This window comes from Stieleria sedimenti (assembly GCF_025060895.1).
GTDB lineage: Bacteria > Planctomycetota > Planctomycetia > Pirellulales > Pirellulaceae > Stieleria > Stieleria sedimenti.
On record NZ_JANZKV010000094.1, the window covers coordinates 23,352 to 45,135 of the forward strand.

A 21,784-nucleotide genomic window follows, 5' to 3' on the forward strand; every position below is an offset into this window, starting at 1 on the left:
GGTATTGGCCTTTAGGCGCTTCGCGGTGCCGAGGATCGGCTAAAGCCCAATACCAACCGATTACGCCCGCGCCATCCACCGCTGTCGCTACTTCGCAGCCTCGTCCTGTTTCTTCTTCTGATTGAGAAACTGGTACATGTTGAAGCGTTTGGGAAACGCCACCCCGGTTTCCGTGGCCCAGGATTCCCACCGTTGGATCATGTCCTCGCGCAAGACCGGCTTTTGTTTTGACAGGTCATTGAGCTCGTTGCGGTCTTTGGAGAAGTCATACAGCTCCCACGGTTTTTCGTATTCGCGGACGAGTTTCCATTTGCCCATCCGGACTGCCGCGTTGCCTTCGTGTTCCCAGTACATCGGGTCGAAGTGGATGTCTTGGCGTGTGCCGGCCAGCAGCGGCGCCAGCGACTGTCCTTCGCATTCGGGGATACCTTGGGGATAGGAGCCGCCGGCCAGATCGATCACGGTGGTCATGAAGTCTTGCAAGTAGGCCCGTCGGTGCATCAACGTTCCCCGGTCCTTCTCCGCGATACCTGCCGGCCAATGGGCGATCATCGGCGTGCAGGCACCGCCCTCGTGCACATAGTGTTTGTACTTTCGATAGGGCGTATTGCAGGCGCCGGCCCAGTGCAATCCGATGCGCACGCCGGCGGTCGTTTCCAGCGGCGGGTTCTTGACCATCGCTTCGTCACCGACGCCGAAGTTGCCGCCTTCTTGACAGGCGCCGTTGTCGCTGAGCAAGAAGATCACGGTGTTATCCAGTTGGTCGATCGCCTTGAGGTGCCCGACCAGTTTGCCGATATTTTGATCAATCGAATCGACGCAACCGGCGTAGGCCGCCATGACGGCATCCAAGCGGTCGCGTTGTTTTTCATCCAAACTGTTCCATTGGGGGCCGGGATGTTCGGCCGGCGTGGTGTCGTCGCGAAGCAGGCCGAGTTCACGCTGACGCTCGTTGCGCGCTTTCATCATCGCACGCCAGCCGTCTTTGTATTTGCCGCGGTACTTTTGGTAGTCTTCCCATTTGGCGTTCAACGGCCAGTGGGGGGCGTTGTAGGCCAGGTACAGAAAAAACGGTGCGTCGCCGGACTCGGTGGCGCCGTCGATGTATTCGATGGCTTTGTCGGTGAAGGTATCGGTGGCGTAGAAACCTTCGGGGACCTCGATCGCTTCGTTGCCTTCGGTCAATCCGCGATCGCCGCCGGGTTTGAAGTAGTTGATCGCACCGCTGATGCATCCGAAATACTTGTCGAAACCTCGTTGCAGCGGCCAGCATTCTTTGCGATCGGCTCCCAGGTGCCACTTGCCGGTCATCAGCGTGGTGTAGTCGGCCGATTTCAGCACTTCGGCCAGCGTCGTGCAGTTGTCGTTGAGATAGCCTTGGTAAGGACCTTCAAATCCGAGCGGTTGTCCGGGAGGTGCGGTCATGTGTCCGATGCCGACCCGGTGTGGTTGCAACCCCGTGATCAAGCTCGCCCGCGTCGGACAGCAACGACCCTGGTTGTAGAACTGGGTGAACCGCAATCCGTCGGCGGCCAGCGCGTCGATGTGAGGGGTCTCAATTTCGCCGCCATAGCAGCCCAGATCGGAGTATCCCATGTCGTCGACGAGGACAATGATGATGTTCGGCCGCGTCTTGGTCAGTCGGTTCCCGCCGGAAATCAATCCGGCGTCGACGGCGATTTGTTTCAAGTGTCCCGCAGCGATTTTGATGACTTCGCGGTCGTAGGTCATCAATCCGTTGATCTCGCCTTCGACGTCGGTCGTTTGGGTGTAGACGGCACCGGCGACGCCGCGCTGTTTGAGGTCGGCCAGACGGCGGATCGATTCTTTGTAGCGTTCGATGTATTCCTGTTTGGTTTTTGGCAGCCCGCCGTAGCCCCAATTTCGATCGCTTTTGCGCCACAAATGACCGGGAACGGGCCACCCGTGGCCGCCGAATTCGCCCACGATTTTCACGAAGTCGTGATAGCGGACGTCGTCGACGGGGAAGTTCGGGTGCGGATAAACGTGCTCGTCCGCCATGTCCCCAACGGCGAAGAAATTGCCTCCGCTGGCGATGTTGACGTGTCGCGTCGGATCGTAGTCGACGATCCATTGGCCGACTTCCATCGTTCGGTGTTGGCCCCATCGCTCGTTGAACGGCACCCAAGTCACGATGGACGGATGATTGTAAAGGTGATCGACCATCCCCTTCAGTTCGGTCATGAATTGCTGGTGAGCCCCGTCGGGCCACGTCGCGTCGAGCGGGTCGCCGGATTTCCATGATCGGGGCAGGTTCGCTTTTTCGTGATTCTGATCCAGACGCTGCCACTTCGGCCATTCGCCCGATTCGAATCCCGCACCGCCTTCGACCTGGTCCTGCCAGACGAGCATGCCGGCCCGATCGCAGTGGTAGTAGTACCGTCGCGGCTCGACCTTGATGTGCTTGCGGATCATGTTGAATCCCGCCCGCTGTAAGAAATCGATTTCGAATCGAATGGCTTCGTCGGAGGGGGGCGTCAGCAATCCGCCCGGCCACCAGCCTTGGTCGAGCGGACCCCAATGGAAGATTTCTTCGCCGTTGAGCGTCAGACGCAGATCGCCATTGGCGTCACGTTGTTTCCCCACGGTTCGCAGCCCGACGTAGGATCCGACCGAGTCGACCACTCGTCCCGCATCGTCGAGAAGATCGATCTGCAAGTCGTACAGAAACGGCGAGTCGGGTGACCACAGTTTGGCATCGTCGATGGCAAGATGGACTTCGCCGCTGTTCGACGTTGATTGGGCAACCTGATGCTGTTTGTCTTTCGCGACGACGCGAATCGTTTTGGCATCGCCCTGCGTGTCGGCTTGCACGACCACGTTCCCGCCGGCATCGCCGGTGACTTTCAAGTCGACGATGTGCGACGCAGCGACCGGTTCGATCCAAACGGTTTGCCAGATGCCCGAAACCGGCGTGTAGAAGATGCCGCGGTTTTCGACCTTTTGCTTGCCACGCAATTGGTACTTTCCCGTCGCATCGGTTGCGTCGACGACTTTGACGACGAGTTCGTTTTGCGTGTCTTGAAGGCCGTCTTCCACCAGGAACGAAAACGGCAGGTTCCCGCCGACGTGCTCGCCCAACGATCGACCGTTCAGCCAGACGTTGCAACGATAGTCGACGGCTTCGAAGTGAATCCGAAACGGAGAGGTCCGGTCGCCGGGAAGCACATCGGATCGGTCAAAGGTCGTCCGGTACCAGAGTGAATCGTCGGCCGTGAGACGCCGGCCGACACCGGACAAGGGGGATTCGATGGCGAAGGGGACGAGGATTTTTCCCGTCCACTGGTCCGGCTGTTCGGCGTCGACGTTGCTGACGGCGTAGTCCCACAACCCGTTCAGATTCGTCCACTCCGAACGCCTCATTTGTGGACGCGGGTACTGGGCCCATACATTGTCCGGCGTGATCTGTTTCGCCCAGCGACTGCTCATTGCGTCTTTGACCGGCGACCATTCGCGCGACGCGGGGTCGGTTTGAGCCGTCAATGGCGAGCAACAAACAAGCATCACCGAAACTGCGGCGAGTGCCGACGACACCGATTTCAAACAACAAAGCACGGGGGAATCTCCGGGGAAGGTTTTTAGCTAGACCAGCGGGAAGCGTTACGGCCTGTTGATTTAATCAGCCGTTTGGCGCGAGCCTACGGGCCCTGGTGTGTTTTCTTTGTGCTACAGGCCCGTACGCTCGCGCGAAACGGCTGATCCCACGTGTGGTCGGATTATCTCGACAGGCCGGTTAGCGAGCGGCGGGTGATCGATGTGTCCTCAACACGCGACACTGGCTGACGCCACGTACTGGGATTGATCTCTTTACTTGCCCACCGAGCGGCGCACTCTGGGGGCAGTCGTGTTTCAATTCTTCTTTTTCTTCTTCTTGGCGCCCGGCTTGGGCATCGCCCCGACCTCGTTGGCCCACTTGCGCCATTGTGCGGCCAATGCCTTGACTTCCGCGGGGGACTCCGCTGCCAGATCGGTTTGCTCGGTGCGATCTGCCTTCAGATCAAACAATTCCCAGGGGCCTCGAATGGTGGCACGGACCAGTTTACGGTCACCGACACGAATCGCCGCGTTGCCTTCGTGTTCCCAGTACAACGTCCGTTTGGCGAAGACGCTGAAACCGGTCAGCAAGGGTTTCAGGCTCTGCCCCCGCATCGGCTTGATCGCCTGGCCGTTGAACTCGGTCGGGTAGCTGGCTTCGCCCAGATCGACGCACGTCGCCATGATGTCGATCAGATGCGTGGGCGTGGTGATCCAGTCGTCCGCGCCGGTTTGGGGATCGATCTGCGCGGGCCAATGGGCGATCAACGGCGACGCCGTGCCGCCTTCGTGGTTGTAGTGTTTGTACTTGCGGAACGGCGTGTTGTTTAAGTGTGCCCAGCACTTGCCGATGAAGACGTCCGAATGCGGGTCACCGGGATGGTCTCCGTTGTACTTGCCCTTGATGCCGGCTTCGGCGTTACCACCGTTGTCGGACAAAAACAGGATCAACGTGTTGTCCAACTGCGATCGTTCGCGGAGTGCATCGACGAGCTTGCCGATGTTCTTGTCGACTTCTTCGATCATGGCGGCGTAGATCGCCATCATGTCGTCATAACGCTTTTGTTCAGCCGGAGTCAGTGAGTCCCAGGCGGGGATTTCTTCGGGGCGGGGCTCCAGTTTCCACCGCTCGTCGATCAGCCCGGATTTAATTTGGCGGGCGTAACGCTGCTCACGGAGCTTGTCCCAGCCCTGCATGTACTTGCCCCGGTACTTGGCGATCGTTGCTTCCGGTGCCATGCAGGGGAAGTGTGGTGCGACGTGGGCCAGGTACCAGAAAAACGGTTTCTCCGCCGCAATCGCTTCATCGACGAATCGGATTCCCTGCTCGGTCCAAAGATCGCTGCCGTACCAGGGCGGATTGAATTGCGGATCATCGCGGGGGATCTCTTCACCGTTGAGAAACATCTTGGTTCCGCCCTTGGAACCGGTCTGGTTGGAAAAATGCAATCCGCCGGCGGGCAGGTTTAAACTGCGATCGAATCCACGTCCCCAGGGAGTGACACCGTGATTGAAGCCGACGTGCCACTTGCCGGTCATCGCGGTGAAGTAGCCGGCATCACGCATGACTTCGGCGATCGTGACGCATTGATCGTTTAAATGACCGCGATAGCCGGGCGTTCCCTGGTCGGTGGTCATCCAGCCGACGCCGGTCTCGTGCGCGTACAGGCCGGTCAGTAACGTCGCACGCGTGGGGCAACAACGACCGGTGTTGTAAAACTGCGAAAACCGAACACCTCCGGCGGCCAACGCATCCAAGTGTGGTGTCGGAATCTCGCTTCCGTACGGTCCGATATCCGAAAATCCCATGTCATCGACCATGATGACCACGATGTTCGGGCGCTCGGCCTGGGTCGCGGATGCGAAGCAGAGCAGTGTGAACGCGAACAGGTGCGTCACGCGGCGATGGCGAAGACTTCGTGGCATGGTTCGGGCGTTGGGGGGGAATGGATGGAGACCACGGATGGCTAGATCATCGACCCTCCATGTTAAACCAGTCGGGAACTCCGGTGGCGGTGAATTCCACGCGGCTGGAACATCGCGAAAGAGTTTGACGCTGGATCGTAAGAGCGGGAGAGGCTTCCAGCCTGTCACGTCACCTTGTTTTGGCGGCAGGGCGCGAGAGGGCTGTCGATTTAGTCGGGATCTGCTGAGTCAATGGTCGGATTGCGGTTTTCCCGAGCAGTATGAATTCAGGCATGCGGCACTATTTCGTTGACTCCGCCGCAGCGCCATGATGGTGGTGCTCGATGTGATTGGGCAACTGGTAGCCGCCCGACTGAACGTAGGCGTGCAGATCGAGGATTTCGTCTTGGGTCAACACGTCCAGCAATCCCACGGGCATCGGTGATACCTTGGATGCCGAACGGATTTCGATGTCGCGTTTGCGGACTTCGGTCAACGAGTTCGGCGTCAGCAGATTGGCGGCCACCTGGAACGTCGTCTCGTCTTCGCTGGCGACGACGCCGGTGACGATGCGCCCGTCGGTCAGCAGAAACCGTGACGTTTGATAGTCCTCGTGGATCTTGGACGAGGGCTCGATGATTTGCCGCAGCAATTCGACACCCTTGAGTTTCTTCACGGACTCTTCCAGTTTAGGCCCCAGGTCGACGCCGTGGCCTGCGACGACATGGCATTGATTGCAGTTGGCTTTGACGAACGCCATCATCCCGCGCGAGCGAGCTTGGGAATCGGCCAGGCGGGCCGAGTTGTCGAAGTCGGCAAAGTCATCCATCGTCCATTGCTTGATGATTTTGGGCTTGCTGCCGGCCAACAGTCGCTCGGCACGGGCGGCGTCCTCGGCGACGACAAGTACCCCATTCATCACCACCCAGTGCCCCGGGAAGGTGCAAACATAGGGATAGAGACCCGGCTCGGTCGGCGCGTGGAATCGCAACACATCGACCAACGACGAACGGGTCGGTCCGATCATCGGCGTGGCGTGCAGGATCAGATCGCTCTTTTCACGCGGGATGAAATCCGATTTGGCGTTGCGCGGGTCTTTGGCCATTTCGTTGGCTGCCATCCCGACTTCGGCCAGTGCCCCCGGTTTGACGATCACCAGGTTGTGGTCGGTCGCGTCGGGGTTGGTGAACACGATTTTGACGGGCTGTCCCGGTGTGGCCGTGATGCGGGTCACGGAGAACAACATCTTTTCCGGGATGGCGGAAATGTGGACGACGTTGACGTTGTTCTGGGAGTCGAACTGCGCGTCGGTGGCTCCCGGCGTGGGTTCTTTGATCGTGCTGTCCTTAGCGGCTTGCCGGAGGCGTTGCGCGATCCCCCAGCGATCGTTGTTTTCCCAGTGTGGACGCAGTGTTCTGGAACCCAGGGCGCACGTGATCGCGTATTGCAGGTGCCCGTCGCGGGGGTGGTTGAATACATCCAGAACCGCTTCCAATGCCGCTGGGGTGCCGACATAGGTTGCCGCGATCACGGCTTGCATGCGGACGATGCCGTTGGGGTCGTTGGCACTGCGGTTGAGCCCTTCGATGGCGTCGTCCACGTAGGGATGCCAATACCGAAGCTGTTTGGTCGCCGCGGCGCGGGCATGCGGATCGTCACAGGACAGCAGTTGCCGCAGCGTGGCGGTCGCGAGGGCAAGACTGGGCCGATTACCGGTGCCGTCACCCGAACGTGTTTGAACCTGTGACGGACCTGGGGACGCAACGTTTCCGATCGGCGGGTTGATGCTGTCGGGCAGGTCGACCAAGCCGATCGTTCGGTAGGTCCAGATCGCTTCGATCTGGTGGTGCCGAAAGCGTGGGTCGGATGAATCAAGGTTGACGAGAAAGTCGTCGAGCTTGCGCAGCACTTCGTCGCGGTCGCGTTCACGCAGCTCATGTTTGGCCCAATCGCGGACGCGGTACTCGGGTCGTTGAAGCAATTGCAGCAGTTCGCCGACCGATGCGTCCGCGATTCTTGCAGGTTCTTGTAGCGGGATCCCCTTGGCGGTGATCCTCCAGATCCGTCCGGAATCTCGGTCGCGGCGTGGATCGCGGAGCGAATACTGCGCGTGGCCTTTGATCGGGTTGTACCAGTCGCAAACATACAGGGCGCCACGCGGTCCCCATTGCAAGTCGACGGGGATGAAGCTCAGGTTCTTGCTAAACAACAGGTCTCCGACGTACTCTTCGTTGTATCCGAATTCGCCTTCGACCCATTTGTGAATCTCGACGCGGTTGGTCGGTTTGTAGCGGACCTTGATGAACCCGCCTTGCAATTCGGTCGGGAACGTCGGGAAGTCGATCATGTGGTGACCGCAAACGCCCGAGTAGGCTTGCAGCCCCGTCGGTTTGGGGTGTTGCGCGGGGTAGGGCGGGTCGAGTGAATGAAAGGCTTCGGCGTAGACGGGGTGACTGGCCATGTGCTGGCCCCAGTCGTCAAAGGTCACGCCCCAGGGATTGGTGCTGTGGTAGCTTCCGAATCCGACCAGTCGCTGCGTCCGGGGCTGAAATCGAAACCAGCCGCTGTTCTGTTGGCGGACCGGTCCGTAAGGCGTCTCGACTTGCGAATGATGGAAGATCGATTCGCGAAAAATCAGGTCTCCGTCGGGTGTCCAGGTGAAATCGTGCAGCGAATGGTGCGAGTCTTCGGTTCCAAAACCCGTCAGCACGACTTCGTGCACGTCGGCTCGGTCATCGCCATCGGTATCTTTTAAGAAGCTCAGGCTGGGTTGTTCGGACACATAGACTCCGCCGTCACCGAACTCGAACGACAGCGGCACGTGCAGATCATCGGCGAAGACGGTTGACTTGTCGGCCCGACCGTCTCCGTCGCTGTCTTCCAAGATGACCAATTTGTCGTTGGGCTCTTTGCCGGGATAGACGTGCGGGTACGTCGTCGAGCAACTGACCCATAGGCGACCGCGGGAATCCCAACGCATTTGGATCGGGTTGGCGATCTCGGGGAATTGTTCTTCACCGGCGAACAAGTTGACTTCGAATCGCGGGTCAACCTGAAACGCTTGCTGTTCCTCCGCGGCGGTCATCCAAACGTTCGCCCCGCGGCTTTGTTTGGTTTCCGGCATCGGGGGCAAGTTGCTGTCATCGATTTCGGTTGTCCGTGTCTCTCCGGCAGCGAGTTCCCAGATTTTCGCGTCACGATTGGCGGTCATCAAATCAAAATTTCGCATCGCCGGCAGGAAGTCCAGATAGCCGTACGCCTTGCTGCGTCCGCCGGTGTAGTAAAACGTGTTCAGCGGTCGAAACCGTCGAAAGAATTGTCGGTTCTTGTCCGCGATGACTTCGGTCAACTCGGGGCGGACGTCGGGGGCGTCGCGGCGAAACACTTTTTCAAACAGGGTCTTTGAAAAGAACCGGTCACCGTCATCGTTGAGATGGATGCCGTTGATCGTGTGGTCCGACCCCAGACTTTCGAATTGTCGGCGTGTCTCGTCGAAGACATCGGCGAACCCCACACCTTGCTCGGCCGCCACGTCTCGCATCACGTCGACGTACTTCTCAACGGTGTCGTTGTTCAGGTCCGCGGCCGGAATGTTTGGCAGGTTTTCATTGGCGATTGGGGAAACCAGGACCAGCCGCGGCGCGGAGTGGCCATTGAAGGCTTTGGTTTTTAATTCGCTAACGTAGCGGCCGAGTGCATCGCGGAACCGATCCAGTCCGGCGTCGCCGGCAAACGACTCGTTGAACCCATAGGCGGCGAAGATGACATCCACGTTTTCGTGGTTCAGGTGCTGCAGCGTATCGGCAAAGTTATCGGGTCGGGGTTGAAGATCGATCTCGTCGGCCGTCCAGGCCAGATGGCGCACGGTCAATTGGTGATCGGGGAACGCTTGTTGGATCATCGCTTCCAGATGCCCGAATTCCCCGGACCGTTCCAGCAAGGCGTTGCCGATCAGTGCGATGCGATCATTCGGTTGCAGCGTCAGGGGCAACGTGGTGACGATCGGATCGGTCGACTCCGCGCGGGGTGCCGTTTTTTCATAGATGCCGAACTGGGCCAGGGCGGGATCCTGGGGCGGATCCGGCAGTCCGGTGTCGGTGTTTCTGGCGTCTTTGACGGCAGGCTTGCGTGGCGGCTTTTTCGCTTTCCGAGTCGGGGCGTCATCGGCGAGAGCGACGCTGATTGCGGCCAGGGAGAATGCGCAGAGCGTGAGGTAGTGAAGCGGACGAAGCAGGGGAGATGATGGATTCATCAGATCAGGGCATCGATGGAGGGGGCAGGTTGAGTGCCCATCATAAACGCTCGCGACGTGCCGCAAACAAAGAACCGAACGTGCTAGCGGAACGGCGCGAGCCGTCCGGTGTCGGCGCTAGAAAACGTGCTGACGGACCGGAGGGCTCGCGCCCTACCGCTAAATCGAGAAGCGAAAATGAAACACCTTGGCTCCCCTCTCCCCCAATTCCTGACGAGCCTAAGCGAGTCAGGAATTGGGGGAGAGGGGCTGGGGGAGAGGGGGATTTATTCTGTGTGCCGTTGCTGGATGACGGCAACGATACGTTCTCGAACCCCAGTTGGATTTGGCGGTATGTCGTACGCTGGAATGCGAACTACATCAAATCGACTCAGCAGAAATCAACGGTGTCGCGCCCATCGGATGCTCACTTCGAAATCTTCCTCCGGCGCAATTACGATTGCGCGGCATCAGCTAAACCGAGTTTTCAATTTCATTCGATCGGCCGCGCTGATCACGAGCAAACTCGGTGCCCTTGTGATTTCATCGTCGTTTCGTCGTGCGGATTCCCCCTCACCCCCGGCCCCTCTCCCCCAAACAAGCCTCTACTCGTCGCAACGTTTTCGCGTTCTAAAATCACTTGACGCGCATGATCAATCCGAATCAACCAAGAGGCTTGTTCGGGGGAGAGGGGAGCCATTTTGGGGTAAGTCGCTTCTCGATTTAGAGGCGATTGGGCTCGCGCCCTGCCGCTAACAAATAACGTTCCGGTTGTCGTCAATCGAGAACGCCAGTGTTTCCGGCATGCACAGCATGCCCTACTTCGTCCGCCGGCGGCTAATTCCAGGTGGCGTCGTCTTTGCCGGCCAGGTGGTGTTGCAGAAAACTGGCGCGGCGGGCGTGGCGTTCGGCGGTGCCGAGGACGCGACCTTGCAGTTTTTGCAGGTGCGCCGATTGGGTTTGCAGGAACAGTTGATTGATGACTTTGACGTCCGGTTGTTCGATCAGCCCCATGCTGATCCCGAGTCGGATCTTGGACAGGTGATGCATCGTTTCTTCACTGCTGATCTTTCGTGCCGTGCTCAGGATACCCATCGCCCGACTGACTTCGTCGTGCAAGTCATCGCGGTTGTTTTTCAGCAACGCCTGACGCGCCTTGCGTTCGTATTCGATGATCCGCGGTGCGACCTCGTCTCCGACCAAGGCCAACAAATCGGCTTCGCTGTGGCCGAGCGTGACTTGGTTGCTGACTTGGTAGAAGTCGCCGGTGTACTGGGAGCCTTCGCCGTAGAGTCCGCGGACGGTGACATTGATCCGTTGCATGCTGCGGAAGACACGGTCCATCTGTTCGGTGATGACCAGTGCCGGCAGGTGCAACATCACGCTGACGCGCAATCCCGTGCCAACGTTGGTCGGGCACGCGGTCAGGTAGCCGTAGCGCGGATGGAACGCGTACAAGATGACTTCTTCGAGCATGTCATCGATGCGGTTGACCTGCTCCCAGGTGTTCTTGATGTCCAAGCCACTTTTCATGACTTGGATTCGCAAGTGGTCTTCTTCGTTGACCATCACGCTGTAGCCTTCGGTCGCATCAAAGGCGACGGCCCGCGACCCGTCGGACTCGGCGATTTCGCGACTGATCAGTTGGCGTTCGACCAGCAGCTGACGATCGATTTCCGAGAGCGGTTCCAGGTCGACGTAGTGGGCGGATTTCCAATGCGCGTCGGTCAGACTCTCCATGCGGGCACGGACCGTCCGTTCGATGCTCAATCGATCCTCGTCGCTGCAACGTCGGATGAATGGAAAATCGGCCAGGTTACGGGCCAATCGAATCCGGGTGCTGATCACGATATCCGATTCCGGCCCTTCACCGCGCATCCATTCGCCGCTGTACCGGGCCAGTTCGTCAAAGTCCGCGTCACGTTTCACGATTGGGTATCCGAGGGGGTCGATGGTGGGGCGATCGGGTCTTCCATCGCTTTGATTTCGTCGCGGATTTCTGAAGCCCGCTCGTAGTCTTCGCGTTCAATGGCTTCTTCCATTTCGCGCCGCAGTCCGATCATTTTTGCCAACGAGTCGGCCGTTCCCGCCGAGCGGGTGGGTTTTTTGCCCACATGTTCAGTTTTGTCGTGGACATTGACCAGCAGTGGGCGCAAATCGGATTCGAAGTGGGTGTAATCGTAGGGGCAACCGAGACGGCCGCTGTTGCGAAATTCGAAAAAGCTGATGCCACAAACGGGACACTCCTTCTGATCCAGCTCTTCGAGCACGTCGCCGGATTGACCGAGTTGTTTGGCCAGGGCCGAGGCGATCGCGGTCATCGGCGGACTGGCTTCTTTGTTTAAAAAACCCTTGGCATGCTCTTCGCACAAGTGCATGACCTGCGGGCCGACCGGTTCGGTCAGTTCGGTGATGTGAAAGGTGGCCGGTTTTTCACAGAATTGGCACTTCATGATCAATCCGAGTTGTGACGGGGAGGACCGGGCCGGAAAAAAGAAGATGTGCAGGGCGTGACGGCGAGCCGACAAGGGAAGCGACAGCAGGCTGTTTGATCGATTCTATCGCTCGTGAGAGGCAAAACCAACCCGGTCCCCTACACGACCGGCGTTTCGGTGGCGACACTAACGTCAACCGCTCTTGTCCATTCATGAAATTCGCTCCGTCCATGCACCACCCCACCCCCGACGAATTTGCCGCCCTGGCCATCGAGCACGACTTTGTCCCGGTGTATCGCCGCTTATTGAGTGATGCGTTGACGCCGGTGACAGCATTCGGGCGGCTGGATCGATCCGCCGACGGCACGTCGGCGGCGGCCGGCGGCGCCTGTTTGTTCGAAAGCGTCATCGGCGGCGAAAAAGTGGGCCGCTACAGCTTTTTGGCCGCCGCACCTTGGCTGCGTTTCTCGGCCACGCGAAACCAGGTCACCGTGACCGATTTGACCGGTCAACGGGAAACGGAAACCTTCACCGATCCCGACCCGCTGAACGCCTTCCGCGTGCACTTTCAAAAATCGGTCGCCGAGATCGACGAACTGCCACCTTTTGTCGGCGGGGCAATCGGCTACGCGGGGTATGACGTGGTGCGGTACGTGGAACACCTCCCCGACGCGCCCCTGGATGATCGCGGTTTGCCCGATCTGGATTTCGCGTTCTACCACACGCTGTGCGTCTTTGATCACGTCGACAAGACGGTCACGGTCGTTTCCTTGGCCGATTGTCGTGACGTCAAAAACCGTGGCGATGCCGCGGAAGCCTTCGCCAAAGCGGCCGCGGATGTCGACGACACGATCGAAAAACTGTCCGAGACCACGGGGGGGCGAGAGATTCGCACCGCCGCCTGGGACGAGACGGTTTGGCGCGAAGCGGCCCAGGACGAGCCGTTGGAAATCTCGTCTAACTTCACCCGTGAATCGTTCGGTCAAGCGGTCCGGGAGTGTGTCGAGTACATTCGCGCCGGTGATATCTTTCAAGTCGTCCCCAGCCAGCGGATGGCCGTGAAAACCGACGTCGATCCGCTGGAAATCTATCGTTCGTTGCGGGTCGTCAATCCCAGCCCATTCATGTTTTACCTGCGGACCCCCGAGACCGTTCTGGTGGGGTGTTCGCCGGAAATCATGTGCCGTGTCGAAGATTCGATCGTCACCGTCCGGCCGTTGGCGGGAACCCGCAAACGCGGACAGACCGAAAAGGAGGACAAGGCGCTCGAGCAAGAATTGCTGGCCGATCCGAAGGAACGCGCCGAACACGTGATGTTGGTCGACTTGGGACGCAACGACGTCGGCCGCGTGGCCCAGTTTGGCAGCATTGAATTGACCGAAGTCATGGTCGTCGAACGCTACAGCCACGTGATGCACATCAGCAGCGAGGTTCAAGGAAAGCTGCGTGAAGGGTTGGACGCCTTTGACGCGCTCAAGGCCGCATTGCCGGCCGGCACGGTTTCGGGCGCCCCCAAAGTCCGCGCGATGGAAGTTATTGATTCGATCGAACCGCATCGCCGCGGTCCCTACGGCGGCGCCGTCGGCTGGATCGACTATCGAGGCAACATGGATACCTGCATCGCCCTGCGAACCATGGTCGTCAAAAACGACACGGTGTACGTGCAAGCCGGCTGCGGCGTCGTTGCCGACAGCGATCCCGATGCCGAGTACGAGGAAACGATCAACAAGGCGCGGGCGCTGATCACGGCCATCGAATTGACGGTGCAGCGTCTGCGGGCGGGGCAGTGACTTCGGCGGGGCAGTGACTTCGGCGGGGCAGTGATCCAGGCTTTCTCGTTGGGATCAGCTATGATGGTTGGGAGCTGAGTTTTTCGAACCACTCCAACGTCGTCGTTTGTCCTTGATCCAGATCGAATGCCCACACTGTTCTGCAAAGCTGCAGCTGGCAGATCCCAAGCCGGGCCGCTACAAGCCGACGTGCAAGAAGTGTGCGGCGACATTTCTGATGCAGGTCAGTGACGATGATCCGGCTCGGGTGCGGGTCGGCAAAGCGAAACAGGCGACCCGACCGCCCTCCGATGCGGCCACGCGGACCAAGGCCGCGGTCGAGCAAACCGTGGATCAGACCTTGGACTCGGACAGCAGTCCCGCGGCGTCGCCACGGAAGTCTTCTCCGCCGCCGAACATTTCCGCCGGATCGGGAAATCGCTCCGCAGCGACGTCCGACCGGGAACGCGACGTCGTCGAGGACCGTTCCGATGACGGTTCAGACGAGGCGGGCAGCGCAGGGCCATCGCGACTGGGCGGCTATCGGATCGTTCGGCTGCTCGGCCGCGGGGCGATGGGCGCGGTCTATCAAGCCAAACAGGTGTCGCTCGATCGTGACGTCGCACTGAAAACCATTCGCACGCGGCTGGCCGAAAACCCGGCGTCGCTGGCACGCTTCACCCGCGAAGCCTACGCGGCGGCTCAACTGTCGCATCACAACGTCGTCCAGATCTATGATTTCGGCGAGGACGACGGGCAGCTGTTTTTTTCGATGGAGTGGATTCGTGGGGGATCACTCGGCGATCTGGTCCGCGACAAGGGAAGTTTGGATCCGAAACTGGCGGCGACCTACATCTTGCAGGCCGCGCGGGGATTGCAGTTTGCTCATCAAAGCGGGATGGTTCATCGCGATGTCAAACCGGCCAATCTATTGCTCAGCGACGACGGCGTCGTCAAGGTTGCCGATCTAGGGCTGGTCAAAGTCCCCGACCAGATCGATCCCGAGTCGTCTGATGAAGGCCTCTCGTACAGCGGTCTGCAAAGCGGCACGCAAGTGACCATGCAGGGCACCGCGATCGGAACGCCGGCCTACATGGCGCCCGAACAAGGTGCCGATGCGACGGCGGTCGATCATCGCGCCGACATCTACTCGCTCGGGTGCAGCCTGTTTTATCTCTTGGCCGGCCGTTCGCCGTACGCGGGAACGCAGGTCTCCGAAGTGATCGAGCAACACGCGCTTTCCCCATTACCGAATCTGGCCGCAATCAACAGCCGCGTTCCCGAACCGCTCTGTCAGATCGTCGCCAAAGCGATGGCCAAGCGACCGAGCGATCGATACGGATCACTGGCGGAGATGATTGATGCGTTGCAATCGTTTTTGGGCATCGAGTCGTTGATGGGGTTTTCGCCCTCAAGCGACCAGGCCGATCGTTGGGAATCGATCGCCGCGGCCTACGCGAAAACGCAGCTTGTCAAACAGCTTTCTGGAAAGCTGTTCGTTGCCCTGGCAGCGCTCTCGATCTTGCTGACATTCGTTTCGCCGTTTTGGTCCTTGCGGGCGATTCTGTTGGGGCCGATGTTGCTGGCGACCGCTTGCATCGTGGCGACCGGGTTGGCGACGACGATCGGGCAGGTTGCGATTGCGAATCATGTGCGGCGTTGGATCGGATCGCTTTCGTGGATCGAGATCGGCGCCGCTTCGTTGGCGTCGCTCGTCGGACTCGTGGTCGTGTTGGCGAGCGGTTTGTGGATCGGTGCCTTGTTGGGAGTCGTGTCGGGGGCGGCGGCGGGCGCCGTTTATCACTTTGCCGTGACCGTGACGGCCGCCAAATCGGGCCAGCCACCACTCGACGAAGCCCGCCGGTTTGTGCGCGACTTGCGGATCGAAGGCGCCGATGAAGAAGGCTTGCGCGACTTCCTGGCGAGGTATGCGGGCAAGGGCTGGCAAGCCATCTATGAGGCGTTATTCGGTTACGACGCGTTGGTGGAGAAACGTCGACGTTTGTCACTCGACGTCTCGTTCACCGGCCCGGTCGGTGAAGGATCGCTACGCGACCGGTTGTGTGCCGCACTGGATCGAAAGACTGAGGCCAGGCGTGAGGCGGTCGACCGCCGCAAACTGGCCAAGCTGGAACAGCGGTCACTGATCAGCCAGGGCGTCAGCGCCGCCGAAGCTCGCGAGCAGGGTTGGGAAATGGCGTCGGCGATCATGGAATCGGCGCGGCAAGCGGCGGAGACGTTTGGCAAGGATGAAAAGGTGATCGCCGAAGCCAAACGGAAACGGATCAAAGCGATGTTGGCCGACGCCCGCAGCGGCCGATACAAACGCCCGCGTGATCGATTCGCGTCACTGAAGTTTGCGTTCTCCGGCTTCTCGCGTTTACTGGTCGGATGTTTATTGCTGGCGGTGTTTGCCTTCGCCTTGCAAAGTGCGGGAATCTCCGGCACGAGCTTGTTTCGGAGCGTTGGGAGCGGACAAATTGACGGGGAACCCATTCCGCTCGATGCGACGACCGACGCACTGGGAATCACCGTCAGCCTGTGGTCGGTCGGCATCGCGGGGATGTTGCTGTGCTTGTCGGCGTTTGTGTCAGGATGGAGGATGACGCCGTTTGCGGTCGTCGCATCGATCGTGATTTTGTTCGGTGCCAAACTGGGGCTGCCGAGCGTCGGACCGGCACAGGCCTGGATGGTGGCCGCGGCTGTCGGACTGGTGATCTATTTGCCTGGAGTGTTGTACGGCGAGTCGTAAGTGGGATAGGCTTCCAGTCTGTCATCGCGGTTCGACAGTTGCGTAGTTGCGTAGGGCATGCTGTGCACGCCAGTTGCCCGTCAGGCACAGCCTAACCTACGGTTGTCATCGCACGCTCGACAGGCTGGAAGCCTATCCCACACGTTCGTCGCAGTGACACCCTAACGATTCCAGGGTTGTTTTTCTTTCGTCTCTTGTAACGCCTTGGAAGGAATATGGTGCGGATTCAGAGTCGGCACCTCGGCACCCGTTTCGCGAATCCACTGCAATAGTTCCGCCCTCATCTGCGATGCCCGCTGTGGATGCGTCTCGGTCAGGTTTTGCGTTTCACTCAGGTCCTCGGCCAGGTTGTAGAGTTCGCTGCGGGCGCCGACGTGGTACGCCTGGTTCTGGTCGTACCAGTCACCAAAATACTCGATCAGTTTCCACTGACCGCGGCGGATCACGGCCGCGGGAGTCGACGCCCAGCGGAGATCGTAGAGCGGTAGGTACCAATACAGGGACCGCTGCGGGGAGGATTGCGATTGAAAGACCGGCCGCAAGTCGATTCCGTCGGAAGGTTCGGCCGGGGGCAGTCCGGCCGCACTGCAAAGCGTCGGATACCAGTCAACGATGTGGATCGGTGTCGCGTTGACCGATCCCGGTTGGATGACGCCGGGCCATCGGACGAGACAGGGAACACGGATGCCGCCCTCGTACACCGATCCTTTTCCTTCGCGAAGCGGGGCGTTGTCAAATTGCTGTTCTTTGACGGTCAGGGGGGCACTGCCGTCCAGCGGTGCCCCATCCCACTCCGGCAAGTTGTATTGGTTCTTGATGCCGCCGTTGTCGCTGATAAAGACAAACAGGGTGTTGTCGGTCAGTTGCAGTTCATCCAGCGTCTGCATCAAGCGACCGATCGAATGATCCAAGTGTTCGATGGCCGCCAGGTAGGTCGCGTTCTGCAAGCCGGTTTCCGGGGCGCCCCGGTCGCGATATTTTTGCACCAGATCCGCTGGGGCAGAGACTTTGTTGTGCAGCGTGTGATGCGATAAATAGTAGAACCACGGACGATCACGATTGGTTCGCATGAAGGCACACGCGGCATCGGTCAGGTGGTCGACCCACTTGTCGCCTTCGTTTTGCGAACCTTCGCCGGGCGGCGCGACGTCGTCAAACCCGAAGGTGTCGCCGGAGGGTTGTTTCAGGTACGTGTAAAACCCGTGCTCGTTGTTGGTCAAGTGCCACTTGCCGGCCATCCCGGTGCGATAGCCCGCCTCGCGTAGGCGATGGGGGAGACGGCATTGGGAGGGCTCCAGATGCTCGCGAAACATGGGTTCTGAGACGCGGGCCCAGGGTGAACCGTACCAACCGATCACATGCCACATCTGGTTGCGTGCGGTGTGCTCGCCTGTCAAGAGAGCCGCTCGCGTCGGAGTGCACTGTGGCATCACGTAGGCATCGGTTAATCTCATGCCCTGTTCGGCCAGACGGTCCAGGTTCGGCGTTGCGACGTGGGAGTTGCCGTAGCAACCGAGCGAAGTCCAGCCTTGATCGTCTGTCAGGACAAACAGAATATTGGGCGGTTGCGATGCATGGTTTGCCGCGGCGTCCAAGGGAAATGTGGACAGTGCCGCGACAATCAGCAGCAGGACGTGATGGAATCGCAAGAGACAGAAACGCAAGGGACGGTGCTCCGATGTTGGCGAAGGTAGCTTGTGTCGGCACAGCCCGGGCTGTGCCTGACGGTCCGTTGGCATGCACAGCTTGCCCGACGATTTGGCATGCACAGTATGACCTACGTGGCGGCACGCAAATCTATTATGTTCTTCGGAATCCACCCAAACCACTCGAACTCCGCAGAGAATTGCAGATGCCAGAATTTCAATACCATGACGTTGCCAAGATGATTGACCATTCCTTGCTCAATCCCACACTCACCACCGACGACCTGGACGCAGGCATCCAGTTGGCGCTCGCCTATGATGTTGCAAGTGTCTGTATCATGCCTTACTACATGAAAAGCTGTGCCGAACGGCTGGCCGGCAGCACGGTCAAGGCGTCGACGACGATCGGGTTTCCCCACGGCGGACACACGACGGTGATCAAGCGTGCCGAAGCGGAACAAGCCATCGCCGACGGCTGCGAAGAACTGGATATGGTCGTCAATATCTCCAAGGTCCTCAGCGGTGATTGGGGCTACGTGCGAACCGAGATTGCCCAGATCGTGGAGCTCGCACACAACGCCGGACAGAAGGTGAAGGTGATCTTCGAAAACTCTTATCTCAATGACGAGCAAAAGATCCGACTGTGTGAAATTTGCACCGAGGTGGACGCCGATTGGGTCAAGACATCCACCGGCTACGGCAGCGGCGGCGCGACGCAAGACGACTTGAAACTGATGCGGAAACATTCCGGCGACCAGGTGCAAGTCAAAGCGGCCGGCGGCGTCCGTGATCTGGACACCCTGCTGGCCGTCCGCGCGATCGGGGTGACTCGCTGTGGTGCCAGCCGAACCGCCGAAATCCTCGGCGAAGCCCGCAAGCGATTGGGCTTGCCCGAGATCGAAGCGACCGCATCGGACAACTCGGGGTATTAGCCGGAACCAGTTGATAGAATAGGGCGGTTCATCCCCGCCCGATTCACGACACTCCCCACAATCTCCATGACTCGCCTCTTTGCCTTACTCCTGTTTGCGTCCACGGCCGCTGCCGTTGAGCCACCGCGGTTGTTGGACCCCAACCTGCAAATTGAACTGATCGCGTCCGAACCGGATCTGGTGACTCCGACCGGTTGCTGTTTCGACGACGACGGCTCGCTGCTGGTGATCGAGTGTCACACGCACTTTCCGCCGGACGATTACGTCGGTCCCAAAACCGATCGCATCTACCGGTTTGATGACAGTGACGGCGATGGGGTGCTGGATCGAAGAACGCTGTTCTACGAAGGTGGGATCGCGACGATGAACATCGTCAACCTGGGCGACGGATCGTTTGCCGTTGCGACCCGGAGCGACGTCGTGCGGTTGCGGGATACCGACGGAGACAAGGTGGCCGATGAACGCAGCGTCTTGTTGACCCACAAGACCGACGCGGTTTATCCCCATAACGGACTGGCCGGATTGACACGGGGGCCGGACGGTTGGCTGTACGTCGGGCAGGGTGAAAATTTTGGCGAGCCCTATGAGTTGGTCGGAACGGACGGATCCAAACAGATCGGCGGCGGGGAAGGCGGTAACGTGTTCCGTTGCAAAATGGACGGTAGCGATGTGCAGCGTGTGGCGACCGGATTTTGGAACCCCTTCGGTTTGTGCTTCGATTCCGCACGGCGCCTGTGGGGCGTCGGAAACGATCCCGATGCGATGCCGCCGAATCGTTTGATGCACATCGTCCCCTGCGGTGATTATGGATTCCAGTTCCGGTTCGGCCGAGCCGGCGTTCATCCGCTGCAGGCCTGGGACGGTGAATTTCCCGGGACCTTGCCGATGACGGCCGGAACCGGCGAGGCCGCGTGTGCCGTCGCCGCGCACGGGGAACACCTGTGGGTGACCAGCTGGGGCGACAATCGCATCGAACGTCACAGCCTGGTCCAGCGCGGTGCGACGTGGGGCACCACCGTCGAAACCGTCGTCCAGGGCGATGCCAATTTTCGTCCGGTCGCGATGGCGGTCGCCGCTGACGGCGCGATCTACGTGACCGATTGGGTCGATCGAAGTTATCCGGTTCACGGAAAAGGGCGTTTGTGGCGGGTGGTCCGTCAAACGGACGACGCAAACGTGACGGGTGGCGACGTGCCGGCACTGACCGATGCCGAAAAACTCGCTGCAACATTGCGTGAAGACGGCACGCTCGCGATCGATCGCAGACTGCAGGGGCTCGATAACGCCGATCCGTTTGTCCGTCAGTCTGCCACGTTCGGGCTGGTGCAAACGGACCAATTGAAGTCGCTGCGGCGTGAGCAGGCGACGACCGCCGGCCAGCGTGTCGCCTTGCTGACCGCGTGGCGCTGGAAGGAACTGGTCGCCCCGAGCAGTCTGTCCGCGGATGAACGTCGCGTTCTGATTGAGTGGGGATTGGGGGATGAGTCCGACGCCGTGCGGTTGGCGGCAATTCGCTGGGCAACCGAACGCGACTGCAAGGATCAACTTGCGATGATCGAAGGATTGCTGCAACGCCCCGAAACGTCGCCCCGTCTGTTTTCAGCCGTGATCGCGTCGATCGCGTATTTGGAAACCGGTTCGGCGTCGCGACGAAGTCGTGATCCGGCGATCGAAAAACTGTTGATCGAATTCGCCGGCAATTCGAACGCGTCGCCCAAGTTGCGCGCGATGGCCATCCGCCGCATCCCCGAAGTCTCCGAGACGCCGACCGACCAACAGCTGCGCCAATGGCTCGACGATCAGTCCGACCGTGATTTTGCCAAGGAAATCGTCCGCCTGTTGGCCGCCCGCGATGGCAAGGCATCGCTCGATCAACTCGCCTCGATCGCCGCTGACGAACGGTTTGACTTGCAAACCCGAGCCGACGCGTTGGCGGGACTCTCACGCAACGCAGGCTCTTATGCCACGCTGATCAATCGTGCTTCACTGCCGAAGCAGCCCGAGACGTTGCGTGTGGAGGCAAGACGCATGCAGAAAAGGAACTGGGGTGCCGACGAATCACGTCCGGACAAAGATGACTTGGAGGCTTGGATGGCGTTGATCGCCGACCGCGGCAATGTCGATGCGGGACGTCGCGTCTTTTTTCGCACCACGTGCGTGAACTGTCATCGGCACAGTGGGCGTGGTGCCCAGACCGGGCCCGACTTGACCACCTTGTCGGGCAACATGACGAAAAGACGCGTGTTGGATTCGATCCTGCATCCCAGCAAAGAGGTCGGGCCGCTGTATGTGCCCTGGAAGATCTTGACGACCGATGGAAACGTGTTGACGGGGTTGAAATTGGATCGTGCCGGTGCCGGCAACAGCATGCGGTTTCAAGGTGCCGACGGAGAGGTTTTTGAAGTCCCACTGGCCGATGTCGAGCAGCAGGAACCGGTCGACCTATCGATCATGCCGACCGGACTGGAGGGCACGATGAGCATCGGTGAACTCCGCGATCTGATCGCGTTTTTGATCGGCGAGTAAATGTTGTGAGGATGCGCCTGAAGGCCAATACCG

General features: G+C 59.7%; 10 protein-coding genes. 4 read left to right on the forward strand and 6 right to left on the reverse strand.

Features of this window, described 5'->3' with window-relative positions:
- Nucleotides 1–87: 87 nt before the first annotated feature.
- From NZK35_RS13510 to NZK35_RS13530, 5 genes are all read right to left on the reverse strand, one after another.
- Nucleotides 88–3,576, reverse strand: a complete 3,489-nt coding sequence (locus NZK35_RS13510) for a sulfatase-like hydrolase/transferase (protein ID WP_259633065.1) — start codon at nt 3,574–3,576, stop codon at nt 88–90.
- Nucleotides 3,577–3,870: 294 nt separating this feature from the next.
- Nucleotides 3,871–5,481, reverse strand: a complete 1,611-nt coding sequence (locus NZK35_RS13515) for an arylsulfatase (RefSeq protein ID WP_259633066.1) — start codon at nt 5,479–5,481, stop codon at nt 3,871–3,873.
- A 280-nt stretch (nt 5,482–5,761) separates the two neighbouring features.
- The gene (locus tag NZK35_RS13520) at nt 5,762–9,712 is read right to left on the reverse strand and encodes a PVC-type heme-binding CxxCH protein (protein WP_259633067.1); all 3,951 of its coding nucleotides are present in this window, start codon (nt 9,710–9,712) and stop codon (nt 5,762–5,764) included.
- A gap of 816 nt (nt 9,713–10,528) precedes the next feature.
- Nucleotides 10,529–11,620, reverse strand: coding sequence for a protein arginine kinase (locus NZK35_RS13525; protein ID WP_259633068.1), 1,092 nt, complete (start codon nt 11,618–11,620; stop codon nt 10,529–10,531).
- Nucleotides 11,617–12,144, reverse strand: coding sequence for a UvrB/UvrC motif-containing protein (locus NZK35_RS13530; RefSeq protein WP_095738256.1), 528 nt, complete (start codon nt 12,142–12,144; stop codon nt 11,617–11,619). Before NZK35_RS13530 ends, NZK35_RS13525 begins: the two co-directional genes overlap by 4 nt.
- Nucleotides 12,145–12,356: 212 nt before the next feature.
- On the opposite strand from NZK35_RS13530, the gene trpE reads away from it, so the two are divergent.
- Nucleotides 12,357–13,916: an anthranilate synthase component I gene (gene trpE, locus NZK35_RS13535; protein WP_259633069.1), complete on the forward strand. Its 1,560-nt coding sequence runs from the start codon at nt 12,357–12,359 to the stop codon at nt 13,914–13,916.
- A gap of 106 nt (nt 13,917–14,022) precedes the next feature.
- Nucleotides 14,023–16,647 carry a serine/threonine-protein kinase gene (locus NZK35_RS13540; RefSeq protein ID WP_259633070.1) on the forward strand — a complete coding sequence of 875 codons (2,625 nt, stop codon included), beginning with the start codon at nt 14,023–14,025 and terminating at the stop codon, nt 16,645–16,647.
- 161 nt (nt 16,648–16,808) lie between these two features.
- Here the strand turns inward: NZK35_RS13540 and NZK35_RS13545 are convergent, their stop codons facing one another.
- Nucleotides 16,809–18,311, reverse strand: a complete 1,503-nt coding sequence (locus NZK35_RS13545; RefSeq protein WP_259633071.1) for a sulfatase — start codon at nt 18,309–18,311, stop codon at nt 16,809–16,811.
- Nucleotides 18,312–18,499: 188 nt separating this feature from the next.
- Here NZK35_RS13545 and deoC point away from each other — a divergent pair, with 188 nt between their 5' ends.
- Both deoC and NZK35_RS13555 read left to right on the forward strand, forming a co-directional pair.
- Nucleotides 18,500–19,225, forward strand: coding sequence for a deoxyribose-phosphate aldolase (gene deoC, locus NZK35_RS13550; RefSeq protein ID WP_259633072.1), 726 nt, complete (start codon nt 18,500–18,502; stop codon nt 19,223–19,225).
- Nucleotides 19,226–19,291: 66 nt separating this feature from the next.
- Entirely contained in the window at nt 19,292–21,751 is a 2,460-nt protein-coding gene (locus NZK35_RS13555; protein ID WP_259633073.1) for a PVC-type heme-binding CxxCH protein, read from the forward strand.
- Nucleotides 21,752–21,784: the final 33 nt, after the last annotated feature.

What these genes read in the sequence shown, in the direction of transcription:
- NZK35_RS13515 (WP_259633066.1), bottom strand. Translation starts at nt 5,481, where the DNA reads ATGCCACGAAGTCTTCGCCATCGCCGCGTGACGCACCTGTTCGCGTTC.
- NZK35_RS13520 (WP_259633067.1), bottom strand. Translation starts at nt 9,712, where the DNA reads ATGAATCCATCATCTCCCCTGCTTCGTCCGCTTCACTACCTCACGCTC.
- NZK35_RS13530 (WP_095738256.1), bottom strand. Translation starts at nt 12,144, where the DNA reads ATGAAGTGCCAATTCTGTGAAAAACCGGCCACCTTTCACATCACCGAA.
- trpE (WP_259633069.1), top strand. Translation starts at nt 12,357, where the DNA reads ATGCACCACCCCACCCCCGACGAATTTGCCGCCCTGGCCATCGAGCAC.
- deoC (WP_259633072.1), top strand. Translation starts at nt 18,500, where the DNA reads ATGCCAGAATTTCAATACCATGACGTTGCCAAGATGATTGACCATTCC.
- NZK35_RS13555 (WP_259633073.1), top strand. Translation starts at nt 19,292, where the DNA reads ATGACTCGCCTCTTTGCCTTACTCCTGTTTGCGTCCACGGCCGCTGCC.